At 67.9% G+C, this 12691-nt stretch carries 14 protein-coding genes; 6 read left to right on the top strand and 8 right to left on the bottom strand.

Features of this window, described 5'->3' with window-relative positions; genetic code table 11:
• Nucleotides 1–479 precede the first annotated feature (479 nt).
• A complete protein-coding gene (locus ACOQFL_RS13670) occupies nucleotides 480–857 on the bottom strand; it encodes a VOC family protein (protein WP_435544519.1) in 378 nt (125 codons plus the stop codon).
• 188 nt (nucleotides 858–1045) lie between these two features.
• On the bottom strand, nucleotides 1046–1237 hold the full coding sequence (locus ACOQFL_RS13665) for a helix-turn-helix domain-containing protein (RefSeq protein ID WP_435544518.1): 192 nt from the start codon (nucleotides 1235–1237) through the stop codon (nucleotides 1046–1048).
• Nucleotides 1238–1353: 116 nt separating this feature from the next.
• Here ACOQFL_RS13665 and ACOQFL_RS13660 point away from each other — a divergent pair, with 116 nt between their 5' ends.
• The 3 genes from ACOQFL_RS13660 (at nucleotide 1354) to ACOQFL_RS13650 (ending at nucleotide 3240) form a co-directional block, all read left to right on the top strand.
• Nucleotides 1354–1656 carry a hypothetical protein gene (locus ACOQFL_RS13660; protein ID WP_435544517.1) on the top strand — a complete coding sequence of 101 codons (303 nt, stop codon included), beginning with the start codon at nucleotides 1354–1356 and terminating at the stop codon, nucleotides 1654–1656.
• A 137-nt stretch (nucleotides 1657–1793) separates the two neighbouring features.
• Nucleotides 1794–2030 (top strand): hypothetical protein, encoded by a 237-nt coding sequence (locus ACOQFL_RS13655; RefSeq protein WP_435544516.1) that lies wholly within the window; start codon nucleotides 1794–1796, stop codon nucleotides 2028–2030.
• Between the two features lie 385 nt (nucleotides 2031–2415).
• The gene (locus ACOQFL_RS13650) at nucleotides 2416–3240 is read left to right on the top strand and encodes an alpha/beta fold hydrolase (RefSeq protein ID WP_435544515.1); all 825 of its coding nucleotides are present in this window, start codon (nucleotides 2416–2418) and stop codon (nucleotides 3238–3240) included.
• 171 nt (nucleotides 3241–3411) lie between these two features.
• Here ACOQFL_RS13650 and ACOQFL_RS13645 read toward each other — a convergent pair whose 3' ends face one another.
• Genes ACOQFL_RS13645 through ACOQFL_RS13635 form a run of 3 tightly spaced genes read right to left on the bottom strand, consistent with a single transcriptional unit; the run spans nucleotide 3412 to nucleotide 6143 of the window.
• Nucleotides 3412–4185: an SDR family oxidoreductase gene (locus ACOQFL_RS13645; RefSeq protein WP_435544514.1), complete on the bottom strand. Its 774-nt coding sequence runs from the start codon at nucleotides 4183–4185 to the stop codon at nucleotides 3412–3414.
• A 12-nt stretch (nucleotides 4186–4197) separates the two neighbouring features.
• Nucleotides 4198–5583 (bottom strand): GntP family permease, encoded by a 1386-nt coding sequence (locus tag ACOQFL_RS13640; protein ID WP_435544513.1) that lies wholly within the window; start codon nucleotides 5581–5583, stop codon nucleotides 4198–4200.
• Nucleotides 5584–5618: 35 nt separating this feature from the next.
• Nucleotides 5619–6143: a gluconokinase gene (locus ACOQFL_RS13635; RefSeq protein ID WP_435544512.1), complete on the bottom strand. Its 525-nt coding sequence runs from the start codon at nucleotides 6141–6143 to the stop codon at nucleotides 5619–5621.
• Nucleotides 6144–6376: 233 nt separating this feature from the next.
• On the opposite strand from ACOQFL_RS13635, the gene ACOQFL_RS13630 reads away from it, so the two are divergent.
• Nucleotides 6377–7135, top strand: coding sequence for a FadR/GntR family transcriptional regulator (locus tag ACOQFL_RS13630; RefSeq protein WP_435544691.1), 759 nt, complete (start codon nucleotides 6377–6379; stop codon nucleotides 7133–7135).
• A gap of 76 nt (nucleotides 7136–7211) precedes the next feature.
• Here ACOQFL_RS13630 and ACOQFL_RS13625 read toward each other — a convergent pair whose 3' ends face one another.
• From ACOQFL_RS13625 to kduI, 3 genes are read right to left on the bottom strand one after another with little or no spacing between them, the layout of a single operon-like run.
• Nucleotides 7212–7976 carry an IclR family transcriptional regulator gene (locus tag ACOQFL_RS13625; protein WP_435544511.1) on the bottom strand — a complete coding sequence of 255 codons (765 nt, stop codon included), beginning with the start codon at nucleotides 7974–7976 and terminating at the stop codon, nucleotides 7212–7214.
• On the bottom strand, nucleotides 7973–8734 hold the full coding sequence (locus ACOQFL_RS13620) for a glucose 1-dehydrogenase (protein ID WP_435544510.1): 762 nt from the start codon (nucleotides 8732–8734) through the stop codon (nucleotides 7973–7975). Before ACOQFL_RS13620 ends, ACOQFL_RS13625 begins: the two co-directional genes overlap by 4 nt.
• Nucleotides 8735–8751: 17 nt before the next feature.
• Nucleotides 8752–9609 carry a 5-dehydro-4-deoxy-D-glucuronate isomerase gene (gene kduI / locus ACOQFL_RS13615; protein WP_435544509.1) on the bottom strand — a complete coding sequence of 286 codons (858 nt, stop codon included), beginning with the start codon at nucleotides 9607–9609 and terminating at the stop codon, nucleotides 8752–8754.
• Between the two features lie 107 nt (nucleotides 9610–9716).
• Here kduI and ACOQFL_RS13610 point away from each other — a divergent pair, with 107 nt between their 5' ends.
• Nucleotides 9717–11336 (top strand): L-lactate permease, encoded by a 1620-nt coding sequence (locus ACOQFL_RS13610; protein WP_435544508.1) that lies wholly within the window; start codon nucleotides 9717–9719, stop codon nucleotides 11334–11336.
• 17 nt (nucleotides 11337–11353) lie between these two features.
• On the top strand, nucleotides 11354–12580 hold the full coding sequence (locus ACOQFL_RS13605) for a glycoside hydrolase family 88 protein (protein WP_435544507.1): 1227 nt from the start codon (nucleotides 11354–11356) through the stop codon (nucleotides 12578–12580).
• The last annotated feature ends 111 nt before the right edge of the window (nucleotides 12581–12691 follow it).

The following is a 12691-nucleotide window of genomic DNA, read 5'->3' as shown; positions in this document are numbered from 1 at the left end:
TGTGCTGCTGGTGCCTGTCGGGGGATAGGCGTCGGTGTTGATGGGGCCGAGTACCGGGTCGAACACCGTGATTCGCTCCACGCGCTTCCCGGAATCGACGTTCTGCCGACGGTTTTGCCACAAGTCGAGCTGTGAGTTCTTCGAGCGCGTCCTTCCGTGGTGTTCGCACCGCCCACCGCCGGTGGCGACCGTGCACCGGGTGCCCTTCCGGGTGGTCCCGCCGCACTGCACCGCAGGGTCGTGGATGTGGCACAACCCGGAGGGACGCGCCTCGATGGGGCAGGGCTTACCGGCCTTCGTGGTCGTTCGACAGCGCATGATCGGATCATGCCACCTTCCGAGATCGAACGGACGCACAAGGTATCCGTTGGCGGTGTGGTCGCTGTTTCGGGAGCGAGCACGTCCGTTCGCACCTCGCCGACGATCTGAGCCCTGCTACGAGGACCCGAAAACCGGGTCTCGCGGAATCGACAGGTTCTTCAGGAGCTGTACGGCTGGGTCAGGGCTTCGAGGAAGTGCCCGGCCGGATCGGTGAAGTACACCCCTCGACCACCGTGGTTGTTGTTGTACTGCTCGGGCAACTTTCGCTGTGGATCCGCCCAGTGCGGTACTCCCTCGTGCCGCAGTCGGCCGTACAGCCCATCGAAATCCGCCTCGGTAATCAGAAAAGCGTAGTGCTGTGGCGGGAATTCGATGCCGGGTTCGGCGAACTGGAGCATCGTGCCCCCGTCCAGTCGTACGACGAGGAAGTGGCCACCCGGCTCGGCCGGAGGCAGGTCGAAGACGCGGGTGAAGAACGCCGCCGAATCGTCCTTGTCGTGCGCGGGGATGATCGTGTGGTCGAACAGAACGGTCAACGGGTGCTCTCCCGTGAACTGGACGCCTCCATGCCTGACGCTGTCCGCCACCGGCACGCGACGCGAGTTCGGATTCTGGCGTGTGGCCGGAGAATCCGCAAGCCCCGCGACCGAACCCGCGAAGTAGCCTGCCGTACTTTTCCGAGCTCGCAGGGCCGAGACGGAGCTACGGCCGAGCTCGCGGGGAATCAGCCCTTGCGGCGTTTCTCGTTCAGCTCGCGGAGTTGGCGCTTCACGTCGTCGAGCTCCCAGCGGTAGTGACCACCCGGGGTGGTCAGAGTGGGTTCCAGCTGGCCCGTCCGTGCGTAGTTGGTGATCGACTGATGCGAGATCCCGAGAGCTCGCGCCAGCTCTCCGCTCGTCAGCAGTCGATCGGACATGCCCCGAAGATAGTTCGCTCGATCGGTTGACCGCTTGCTGCTTTAGCAGATTTAGCGGTTCTGTTAGTTTCGATGTGTTAGCAGATTTAGTAGATTTAGCAGCTCGAGGAGTCATGATGACGAGTGAACGTCAGCACTTCTGGATGCCGATCCCGGCCCCCGAGTCGAAGCGGCACGCCTTTCGGGGCAGGCAGTGGGACGGGTCTCCGGTGGCCGAGAGCCTGTGTGGCTCGGCGCTGCCGATGGCGCGCCCCAGCGAGATGGACTGGATCCAGTGCCCCACCTGCTGGCACTGCTGGCAGGAGTTGCTGGAACGGGCTCCCGAACCGGTGTCCACCTGCCAGAACTGTCCCTACCGCTCCGGAAGGCGCGATCCGGAGACCATTCGCGCCGAACTGGAGCGAACCGAATCCCCTTGATTCCGCCGAAGCCGTGGAAAATCCGACCGGTCGGAACGAGCGCGTCGGTATCGGTTAGGAGACATGCACTCGGAAATTCGCTTCACGCGGCGAGTGGACCGCCGAAAACCCGTTGACGGCAGTGGTTAGATGACTCCATGGGTAGGGCTCAGTACAGCAAAACCATCCAACAAGAGATCTCCGGTTCACGACGCAACGCCTACAAGTGCAAGAAGTCGAGGAAAACTGGGAAGGGCCAGGACATCCAGGGTCCGGTCAAGGGGAGACTGAAGCGCCCGCTGGAGCAGGACGCCGCCGATCGGGCCGCCGAGAAATACGGTAACTCGGTGCGAACCAGCTCCGCGGGACTACCGACCAATGGTAAACGTCGCTGAATCTCGCTGCGGCAGAACGCCCGCACTGCCGAAGGCTTTCTGGTGCCGACCGACTGATCCCGCTACTGCATTCGGATGAATTTTCAGGCGGAGCTCGAATCCGATAATTCCAGCAGCTACACCGCACCGCTCGTGTCTTCCGGTGTAGCCGCTGTTGGGCTCCGCCGACCCGTTTCGACCCCACGCGAAACATTCCGTCCCGCGCCGAGACCGGTCCACACGTGCGGTGCCAAGCACGCCCCCGGTTTCCCCCGAGAACGTAACGGGTGACGAAATACCCTGGGTAGCCGTCCCGGCCTGCGTGGAGCGTGTGGCGGTGCGACCGTACGGGCACGCGGCGGCACCTTCCGCCGCGTCCTTCCACGATGATCTCGGGGGACATCGCATGGGCACCATCACCACCAACGACGGCACGGAGATCTACTACAAGGACTGGGGGTCCGGCCCACCGATCGTGTTCAGCCACGGCTGGCCGCTCTCGGCCGACGACTGGGACGCCCAGCTGCTGTTCTTCCTGCACCACGGTTACCGGGTCATCGCCCACGACCGGCGCGGCCACGGGCGTTCCGAGCAGACCGGCGAGGGTCACGACATGGACCACTACGCCGACGACCTCGCCGCGTTGACGGCGCACCTCGGCCTGTCGGACGCGATCCACGTGGGCCACTCCACCGGCGGCGGCGAGGTCGTCCGCTACCTGGCCCGGCACGGCGAGAGCCGGGTCGCCAAAGCCGCGCTGCTCTGCGCGGTGCCACCGTTGATGGTGCGAACCGAGAACAACCCGGACGGTCTGCCCAAGGACGTCTTCGACGGCTTCCAGCAGCAGCTCGCGGCCAACCGCTCGCAGTTCTACCGCGACATAGCCGCGGGCCCGTTCTACGGTTTCAACCGGCCCGGCGCGGAGCCCTCGGAAGCGATAATCCAGAACTGGTGGCGCCAGGGCATGATGGGTGGTGCGAAGGCGCACTACGACGGTGTCGTCGCCTTCTCACAGACCGACTTCACCGAGGACCTGCAGCGGATCACCGTGCCGGTGCTGGTGATGCACAGCCAGGACGACCAGGTCGTGCCCTACGCGGCCTCTGGGCCGGTGTCGGCGAAGCTGCTGCGCGACGCCACGTTGCGGACCTACGAGAACTTCCCGCACGGCATGCCCACCACGCAGGCGGAGACGATCAACGCGGAGCTGCTGGAGTTCCTGCGCGAGTGACCCACCGAACGTCGCGCGAGTGACTCCGCGCCTCTCACGCGACTGGTCGACGCCTGCCACGGGAATGGTCAGCGACGGCGAGGGGACGCCACGCGCGGCATCGCTCGGGGACGAGAGGTGGGGCGGTCCAACACGGGACCGCCCCACTCGAATCGGCCGGAGAACCGCCGATCAGACCACTGCCGTCATGCCGCCGTCGACGAAGAGCACCTGCCCGTTGACGAAGGAGGCGGCGTCCGAGGCCAGGAACACCGCCGGTCCGAGCAGATCGTCGGTGCTGCCCCACCGGCCCGCGGGGGTGCGGCCGGTCACCCAGCCACTGAACTCGGGATCGTCGACCAGGGCCGAGGTCAGCTCGGTCGCTATGTAGCCGGGTGCGATGCCGTTGATCTGCAGGCCGCTGCCCGCCCACTCCGCGGTCATGGCCCGGGTCAGGTTCCGCAGTGCGCCCTTGGCCGCCGTGTACGGTGCGATCGACGGTCGGGCGAGCTCGGTCTGCACCGAGCAGATGTTGATGATCCTGCCGCTCCCGCGCCGCACCATGCCGCGCGCCACCGTGCGCCCCACGAGGAAGGCACTGGTCAGGTCGGTGCGCAGCACCTTGTCCCAGTCCTCGACCGAGAGGTCGAACATCGACTCGCGGTGCTGGAATCCGGCGTTGTTGACCAGCACGTCGATTCCGCCGTGTCGGTCGGCGATCTCGGCCACCCCTTCGACGACCTCGGTCTCGTCGGTGACGTCGAAGCACACCACGTCGCACTCGGCGCCGGGCACCGCCGCGCACAGCGCGTCACGTGCCTCGGCGGCCCGCTGTCGGTCTCGGCCGTTGAGCACCACCGTGGCCCCGGCCTCGGCCAGTCCGTTGGCGACGGCGTTGCCGATGCCGCGACTGCTGCCGGTGACCAGCGCGACCCGGCCGGTCAGGTCGAACAGTTCGGATACCAAGGAGTCCTCCACTCAGGCGACGACGAACAGCAGGGAGGCGATGGCGAAGCCCATCAGTCCGATGGTGGTCTGCATGACCGTCCAGGTCTTCAGCGTCGTCTTCACGTCCATTCCGAAGAACCGGCCCACCAGCCAGAAGCCGGAGTCGTTGACGTGCCCGGCGGTGACCGAGCCCGCCGCCAGTGCCAGCACCAGCGCGGCCAGCTGCACCGAGTTGAAGTCCTGCCCGAGCACCACCGGCTGGACCAGTCCGGCCGCGGTCGTCAGCGCGACGGTTGCCGAGCCCTGCGCGATGCGGATCACCGCGGCGATCACGTAGGCGGCGACGATCACCGGCATTCCGATGTCGGACATCACGTCCGAGAGCGCGTCGCCGATGCCGCTGGCCTGCAGCACGCCGCCGAACATGCCGCCCGCGCCGGTGATCAGGATGATCGCGCACACCGGGCCGAGCGCGGAGTCGAGCAGTTTCTCGATGACGTCCTGGCCGCGTCCCCGGCGGGTACCCAGCACGTAGGTGGCCACGAACACGGTGATCAGCAGCGCGACCGGCGTGGCACCCAGCGTGCGGGCGACCTGGAACCAGCCCGCCTCGGGGTTCGCCCACCCCGCTTCACCGGCGGTGTTCAGCCCGGTGTTGGCGAAGATCAGCAGCAGTGGAAGCAGCAGCAGCGAGATGACGGTGCGTGCGGGGGGCGGGTTCTCGTCCTGCTCCACGGGGCTGCCGCCGTTGAGCAGTTCCGGTACCGGCAGCACGATGCGCTTGCCCGCCCAGAGGCCGTAGAGGTAGCTGGTCAGGTACCACGTCGGGATGGCGACCACGAGAGCCAGCGCCAGCACCAGTCCGACGTCGGCGCCCAGCAGTCCGCTCGCCGCCACCGGACCGGGGTGCGGTGGAACGAAGATGTGCATCACCGAGAACGCGCCCGCCGTGGGCAGGCCGTAGCGCAGCACACCACCGCCGAGCCTGCGTGCCACCGCGAACACGATCGGCAGCATCACCACGAGTCCCGCGTCGAAGAAGATCGGGAAGCCGAAGATCAGCGAGGCGACGCCCAGCGCCATCGGTGCGCGTCGTTCGCCGAACCTGTGCAGCAGCGCGTCGGTCAGTGATTGGGCGCCTCCGCTGACTTCGAGGAGTCTGCCGAGCATCGCGCCGAGCCCGACCAGCAGCGCCACGCTGGCCAGCGTGGATCCGAATCCGCTGGTGAGCGTGTCGACGATGCTGTTGGCCGGAATGCCCGATGCGAACGCGGTGGCGAGGCTGACCAGCACCAGCGCGAGGAAGGCGTGCACGCGCAGTTTGATGATCAGGAACAGCAGCACGGCGATCGCGGCCGCCGCTATGCCGAGTAATGGGCCCGAACCCATTGTCTGTGTCCAGCCATCGATGTTCATTCAAAAGCTCCGTTGCTTTGTGCCGGTTTCGATGGTCATCTCGCGGCGTGGCATGCGCCGGGGTCGAGAGCCGCGAGGGTCTGCCGCACGATTTCTTGCGGGGTATCGACGATGTCGACGGTCAGGCCGGCCTCGTCGGGGTGGAGCGGTTCGAGGTCGTCGAACTGCGACCGCAGTAGTGAGCTGGGCATGAAGTGCCCGGAACGGCTCGTGAGCCTTCCCTCGATCGTTTCGGGCGAACCGGACAGGTGCAGGAACCGCACGTTCGCCGCGGCCTGCCGCAGGACGTCCCGGTACGTCCGCTTCAGCGAGGAGCAGGTCACGATCGTGCTCGTCCCGCTCTCGGAGTGCCGCGTGACCCAGTCACGGATCCGCCACAGCCAGGGCAGCCGGTCCTCGTCCGTGAGCGGAACGCCTGCCGTCATCTTGGCGATGTTGGCTTCCGGGTGGAATTCGTCGGCCTCGGCCGAGGGCCGATCGAGTTGCTGGGCGAGCAGCTGCGCGACGGTGCTCTTGCCCGCCCCCGCCACGCCCATCACCACCAGGCATGTGGCTGTCATACGACTCCCTCGTCGAGCTGTGTCCGGTTCCGTGTCACGTCCACGCGACTGAAAAGTATTACCTTTGGCGGCGAAAGTTATCACCAAATGATGTGACTGGGAAGACATTCGGAGCTCGGTAATCTGTACGGGTAAACCCGTTAGCCGTGGAGCAGGAGAACAACGTGACGAGGTCCGGACACGGACACGAGGGGAGTGAGCAGCGGGCGAGTTCTGCGAACGACGCCGCGTCCGTGCGTGCTTCACCGGCAGGAACGGAGGGAAGCGGTGCCGGGGAATCGAGTGTCGAAGTGCTGCACAGCGGGGTGTTGGACACGCTCGGTCAGGAGATCGCCGACGGTCGGTTGCCCACCGGGCACGTGCTGACGCTCGACATGCTCGAGGAGCGGTTCGGGGTGTCGCGCACCGTGATGCGGGAGAGTGTGCGGGTTCTGCAGTCGATGGGGCTGGTCACGTCCCGGCGGCGGGTCGGTATCACGGTGCAGCCGAGGCGCTCCTGGAACGTGTTCGACCCGCGTGTGATCTGGTGGCGACTCGCGGGCGAGGGACGGGAGGCCCAGTTGCGTTCGCTGACCGAGCTTCGCATCGCGGTCGAACCGCTGGCCACCGCCGACGCCGCGCGCAACGCTTCGGGTGAGGTGAGATCACGTGTGGTGGAGCTGGCCTCGATGATGCGCGCCAAGGGCGAAGCGGGTGAGCTCGACGAGTTCCTGGAGCTGGACATCGAGTTCCACACCGCGTTGCTGCGGACCAGCGGCAACGAGATGTTCGAGGCGTTGGCCGACGTGGTCGCCGTGGTGCTGCGGGGGCGCACTCAGCTGGGGTTGATGCCGCACCAGCCGGTTCCCCGGGCGTTGGACCTGCACGAGCGGGCCGCGCACGCCGTGGCCAACGCGAGATCGGAGGAGGCCGAGGACGCCATGCGCGAGATGCTCGCCGAGGTCCGGGACGCCGTGGTTCCGGTCTGGGGGAATCCTCCGGTGGGGAGGTAGAGCTCCGGCGGGTGGGCCTACGGCAGAGCGGCCGAGGTGCCGAAACCGAGCGAGGGCTCCGAGCGGTCGGCCACGGTCACGGCAGGTGGCCGAGCGCGTTCGAGATGCTGTCGGCGGCGCGCATCACCGTCGGAGCCAGCGTGGCGAGCTCGTCCATGCTGTACTCCAGGGAGAGCGCGGAGACACTGACGCCGCCGATGACCGCCGCGGTGTGGTCGCGCACCGCCGCCCCGACGCACCGCACACCCGGCTCGTTCTCACCGTCGTCGAGGGCGTGGCCACCGTGGCGGACGTCGGCGAGTCGCCGCAGCAGTGCCTCTCGGGTGGTCAGCGAGTTCGGGGTCCGGGCCTCCAGGGTCAGCGTGTCCAGCAGGGTGTCGAGCTCTCCGGTGGGAATCGCCGCCAGCGCGGCCTTGCCTATGGCGCTGCTGTGCCACGGCAGGCGCATCCCGACCCGGGAGCTCATCCGGTACGGCTTGTCCGGTTCCTTCTTGTGGACGTAGCAGAGTTCGTCGCCGAAGCGCAGCGCGAAGTGCACCGTGCAGCCGGTCTCGTGCAGCAGCCAGGACAGCACCGGCTCGGCCTGCGTGGTCGGGTCGAACCGGTCGATCACCCGGTTCGCCAGCCGCACCACCCGGTTGCCGACCCGGTACTCACCGGCGCCGTCGGTGTTGACGAAGCCCGTCTCGACCAGTATCCGCAGCAGACGGTGCACAGTGGACTTCGGAAGCCCCGTGGCGGTCGCCAGGTCGACGACGCGGCTGTGCTCGGTCAGACCTTCGAGCACACGCAGCACCTTGCGTGCCGCCCCGGGGCCTTCGAACGACTCGTTGTTGTTCAACTGCTCATCCAGCCACCGTCGACGACGAGAACATGGCCGTTAATGTAGTTCGCCGCCTTCGAGGACAGAAACACCGCCGCCCCTGCCAGATCCTCCGGGTCGCCCCAGCGTCCGGCCGGGATGCGTGACCTGATCTCCGCCTCTCTCGTGGGGTCGTTCCGCAGTGGGGCGGTGTTGTCGGTGGCGATGTAGCCGGGAGCGATCGCGTTGACCCGGACCCCGTGGGGGCCCCACTCGTTGGCCAGTGCCCTGGTCAGTCCGGCGACGGCGTGTTTCGACGCCGCGTAGCCCGGGACAGTCTTGCCGCCCTGGAACGACAGCAGCGAGGCGATGTTGATGATCCTGCCGTCGCCGCGTTCGACCATCCGCCGCCCCACCAGCTGGCTGAGCACGAACACCGAGTCGGTGTTGATGCTCAGCACACGACTCCAGTCGTCGAGACCGACCTCGGTGGCCGGCTCCCGGTGAATGATTCCGGCGTTGTTGACCAGAATGTCGATGCGGTGTTCGGTCACGAGGGGTTCCAGCACCTCGCGTGCCCCGGCTGGGTCGGTGAGGTCGGCCACCACCCGGTGCACCGTCACGCCGTGCGCGGCGGCCTCGGCGGTGACCTCGTCGAGATCGTCGTGGTGTCCGAGCAGGATCAGGTCCGCGCCCGCAGCGGCCAACCCGAGCGCCACCGCGCGCCCGATTCCGGTACGCGCGCCCGTGACCAGGGCGGTCCGCCCTCGCAGTGAGAACAGTTCGGTACTCGTCATCGTTGCTCGCCCCGTATTCAGCGCAGTTCGTCGATCGCCACGTGGTCCATGTCCCCGAAGTCCTGGTTCTCCCCGGCCATGGCCCACACGAAGCCATAGCTGTGGGTTCCCGCACCACTGTGGACCGACCAGCTGGGGGAGATGACCGCCTGCTCGTTGCGCACGATCATGTTGCGCGTCTCGTCCGGGCGGCCCAGCAAATGGATCACTCGGTGCTCCGGCGGGAGGTCCACGTAGAGGTAGCACTCGGTGCGTCGGTCATGCGTGTGGCAGGGCATCGTGTTCCACACGCTGCCCTCGGCGAGTTCGGTGATCCCCATCACCAGCTGGCAGGAGCGGATCCCGTCGGGGTGAACGTACTTGCGCAGCCTGCGCACGTTCGCGGTGGACTGGTCACCCAGCTCGGCGGGCGTCGTTTCCGCGTGGCGCGCCACCCGCGTCGGGTACTCGGTGTGGGCGGGCGCGGATACCAGGTAGAACCGCGCCCCCTCGTCGCTGCCGAACGACACCGACCTCGTCCCGCGCCCGATGTAGACGCAGTCGCGGTGTCCGAGTTCGTGGGTCTCGCCGTCGACCGTCACCGATCCGCTGCCGAGCGCGAGCACGCCCAGTTCCCGGCGTTCGCAGAAGTACTCGCTCCGTAGCGGTGGTTCGGCGGTCAACTCCAGCGCGGATCCCGGTCGCGGGACCGCGCCACCCAGCACCATCCGGTCCTGGTGGGTGTAGACGGTGCGGACCTCGCCCGGTGCGAAGAGATCCGCCACGAGGTAGTGCGACCGGATCTCCTCGGTGTCGAAGCCCGCGAGCTGGTCCGGGTGGGTGGGATGCCTGATCTCCACGTCGCCGTCCTTTCGGGAGCAATCGATTTCGTCCATGCGGTCGATAGCTCCGGATTGTGTTCGGGGTCACGATGTTGTCGCGGTAAATGGAACCGTGTTCTGTATTTCGGAACAACCGCCATTCGGGGGGCCCGGAGGTCGTAGTGCCGTACCAACAGGAAGCGAATCCGACCGGATCACTGCTGCTCTCGGCGTTGCTCGCACTGCTCCCGCTGGTCGTGCTGCTGGTGCTGCTGGGTGTCTTCCGGTGGAAGGCGCACTGGGCCGGAGTCGCCACTCTCGGGGTGTCGCTGCTGATCGCCGTGGGCGCCTACGGGATGCCGCCGATCATGGCGGTGAACGCGGGACTCTACGGGGCCGCGCAGAGCGTGCTGCTCATCCTGTGGCTGACGTTCAACGCCATCTGGATCTACAACATGACCGTCCACAGCGGTCATTTCGCGGTGCTGCGAAGAGCGTTCTCCTCGGTCGGTGACGACATCCGGATCCAGGCGATCGTCATCGCGTTCTCCTTCGGCGCGCTGCTGGAAGCCCTGGCAGGCGGCGGCAGTCCGGTCGCCATCTGCGCGGTGATGCTCATCGCGTTGGGGGTGCGACCGCTGAAGGCGGCCACCCTGACACTGATCGCCAACACCGCGCCGGTGGCCTTCGGCGGGATGGGAAACCCGATCACGGTGCTCGGCGAGGTCACCGGCCTGCCCGCCGGGGACTTCGGCGCGATGGCCGGACGGCAGGTCTCGCTGCTGGCGATCGCCGTTCCGTTCGTGCTGCTGTTCGTGGCCGACGGTAGGCGGGGGCTGCGCCAGGCGTGGCCGGGCGCACTCGTCGGTGGGGTGAGCTTCGCGCTCGCGCAGTTCGTGACCTCGGAACTGGTCTACCAGCTCGCCGACATCGTCGCCGCGATCGTCTCCGCCGCCGCGCTGCTGTTGTTGCTCCGGGTCTGGCGTCCCGCCGGTGAACCGGTGACGGCGGCTGCGATCTCCGGGGGAGGCGGCGCCGTCGAGGACTCCGGCCCGGAGCGGGATCGGCGCTCCGAGGTAGTGCGCGCCTTCGCGCCCTACGTGATCATCATCCTGGTCTTCTCGCTGGTGCGCATCGACGCGCTGCGCGCGCCGCTGGAGGCGATCGGAACCACTTTCGCCTGGCCGGGACTGGACATCGTCTCGCCCACGGGCGCGGCCGTCGACACCGACTACGCGTTCGCCTTCGGCTCGGCCACCGGAACCCTGCTGCTGATCTCCGGGCTGCTGTCGCTGCCGTTCCTGCGGGTCTCCCCACGCGACGGGGTGCTGGTGTGGGGCCGGACCGTGCGCCAGTTCGGCTGGGCGATCCTCGCGATCCTGGCGGTGTTCGCGCTGTCCTACGTCATGAACTTCTCCGGGCAGATCAGCACGCTCGGCACGTGGTTGGCCGACACCGGGCCGCTCTTCGCGTTCCTGTCGCCGATCGTCGGCTGGTTCGGCGTCACGATCACCGGTACCGACGCGGGTGCGAACGCGCTGTTCGGCAAGCTGCAGACCACGGCGGCCTCCCGGATCGGTGCCGACCCCGTGCTGCTCGGCGCGGCGAACTCCTCCGGCGGCGTGATGGCCAAGATGATCTCGCCGCAGAACCTGGCGGTGGGAACCGCGGCTGTCGGCCTGGTCGGCCAGGAGGGCGTGCTGTTCCGCCGCATCTTCGGCTGGAGCCTGCTGTTGCTGCTGGCCGTGTGCGTCCTGGTGTTCCTGCAGTCCACCCCGGTCCTCGGGTGGATGGTGCCTTGATCGTCGATTGGAGACGGATGTTCACCCGGAGATCCCTGTTGACGGCGGCCTCGACCGGTGCGGCGGCCGCGTCGCTGCCCGGTTCCGCCACCGCCGCCCCCGCTTCTTCCGAGTCGCGGGCCGTCGAGTCGCGGGCCGCGAATTACGCGAGGGCGTTGGACTTCTGCGTCGAACGGATCCGTGCCCTGGCCCCGGAAGTGACCGGATATCCGGAGCGAACCGAGTTCGAGAAGTGGGTGTACAACGATGACGGGGGATGGGTCGGCGGTTTCTGGCCGGGCCAGTTGTGGCTGGCCCACCTGCACAGCGGGGACGCCGAGTTGGGCCGCCACGCCCGGCGCTCCGCGAGTGGCCTGGAGCGGCGTGCGACCGACACCTCCACCCACGACCTCGGTTTCCTGTTCTACCCGTCCTGGGTGACGGCCTGGCGGATCACCGGTGAGCGGGCCTGGCTCGACGGGGCGTTGCGCGCCGCGGACACGCTGACCCGGCGCTACAACGAGCGCGGCCGGTTCCTGCGTGCCTGGGGCGAGCTCGACGACCCACACCGGGCCGGTTGGGTGATCGTGGACACGATGATGAATCTCGACCTGCTGCTGCTGGCCGCCGAGGTGACCGGGCAGCGGCGGTATGCCGAGATCGCCACCGCGCACGCCGACACCACGGCGCGGCAGCTGGTTCGCGAGGACGGATCCACCTGCCACGTCTTCGAGTTCGACCCGGAAAGCGGGCGGCCGCTCCGGCAGCGCACCGCGCAGGGCTACAGCGCCACCTCCTGCTGGGCGCGGGGCCAGTCCTGGGCGGTCTACGGCTTCACCACCGTGTTCCGCCGTACCGGGCAGCGGCGGTTTCTGGACGTGGCCAGGCGGGTGGCCGACCACCTGGTGCGGAGTCTGCCGCCCGAGCACGTGCCGGTGTGGGACTACCGCTCGCCGTACGCGCCGTACGACGTCAGGGACTCCTCGGCCGGGGCCGTAGCCGCCTGCGGGCTGCTGGACCTGGCGACCGTCACCGGTCACGGCAGGTACCGGGCCACCGCCGAGCGGATGCTGGCCGCACTGGAATCGAGCTGCTCGACAAGGGAATCCGACCGCGCCGAGGGAGTACTGGGCAGGGGCACCAGCAATCGCCCCGCGGAGCGGGGGATCGAGGTCTCGCTGCCCTACGGGGACTACTACTACGCCGAGGCCCTGACGCGGCTCGTGCATCCCGAGGAGGCACGCGACTACCTCGGAACGGCCTAGTGCGGCCCTGTCACCTCGGGCCGTCGAGGCGGCGCGACGATTTCGCGCGAAATTTACGCTCGGTCAGGGCCGGATTCCCGGCCGGAGCGCGGTCATGGCGCGGGCCAACCA

The sequence above is a fragment of the Actinopolyspora sabaoui genome (assembly GCF_051225635.1).
In the GTDB taxonomy this organism is placed as follows: Bacteria; Actinomycetota; Actinomycetes; order Mycobacteriales; family Pseudonocardiaceae; genus Actinopolyspora.
Note: the sequence above shows the minus strand (reverse complement) of the source record. Positions and strands in the feature narration are given on the sequence as shown.

Bases quoted from the DNA above. Each gene is read 5' to 3' on its own strand.
- kduI (WP_435544509.1), bottom strand. From the start codon at position 9,609: ATGGACGAAATCGATTGCTCCCGAAAGGACGGCGACGTGGAGATCAGG.
- ACOQFL_RS13635 (WP_435544512.1), bottom strand. From the start codon at position 6,143: ATGACAGCCACATGCCTGGTGGTGATGGGCGTGGCGGGGGCGGGCAAG.
- ACOQFL_RS13655 (WP_435544516.1), top strand. From the start codon at position 1,794: ATGGGTAGGGCTCAGTACAGCAAAACCATCCAACAAGAGATCTCCGGT.
- ACOQFL_RS13660 (WP_435544517.1), top strand. From the start codon at position 1,354: ATGACGAGTGAACGTCAGCACTTCTGGATGCCGATCCCGGCCCCCGAG.
- ACOQFL_RS13640 (WP_435544513.1), bottom strand. From the start codon at position 5,583: ATGAACATCGATGGCTGGACACAGACAATGGGTTCGGGCCCATTACTC.
- ACOQFL_RS13605 (WP_435544507.1), top strand. From the start codon at position 11,354: ATGTTCACCCGGAGATCCCTGTTGACGGCGGCCTCGACCGGTGCGGCG.
- ACOQFL_RS13650 (WP_435544515.1), top strand. From the start codon at position 2,416: ATGGGCACCATCACCACCAACGACGGCACGGAGATCTACTACAAGGAC.
- ACOQFL_RS13620 (WP_435544510.1), bottom strand. From the start codon at position 8,734: ATGACGAGTACCGAACTGTTCTCACTGCGAGGGCGGACCGCCCTGGTC.
- ACOQFL_RS13665 (WP_435544518.1), bottom strand. From the start codon at position 1,237: ATGTCCGATCGACTGCTGACGAGCGGAGAGCTGGCGCGAGCTCTCGGG.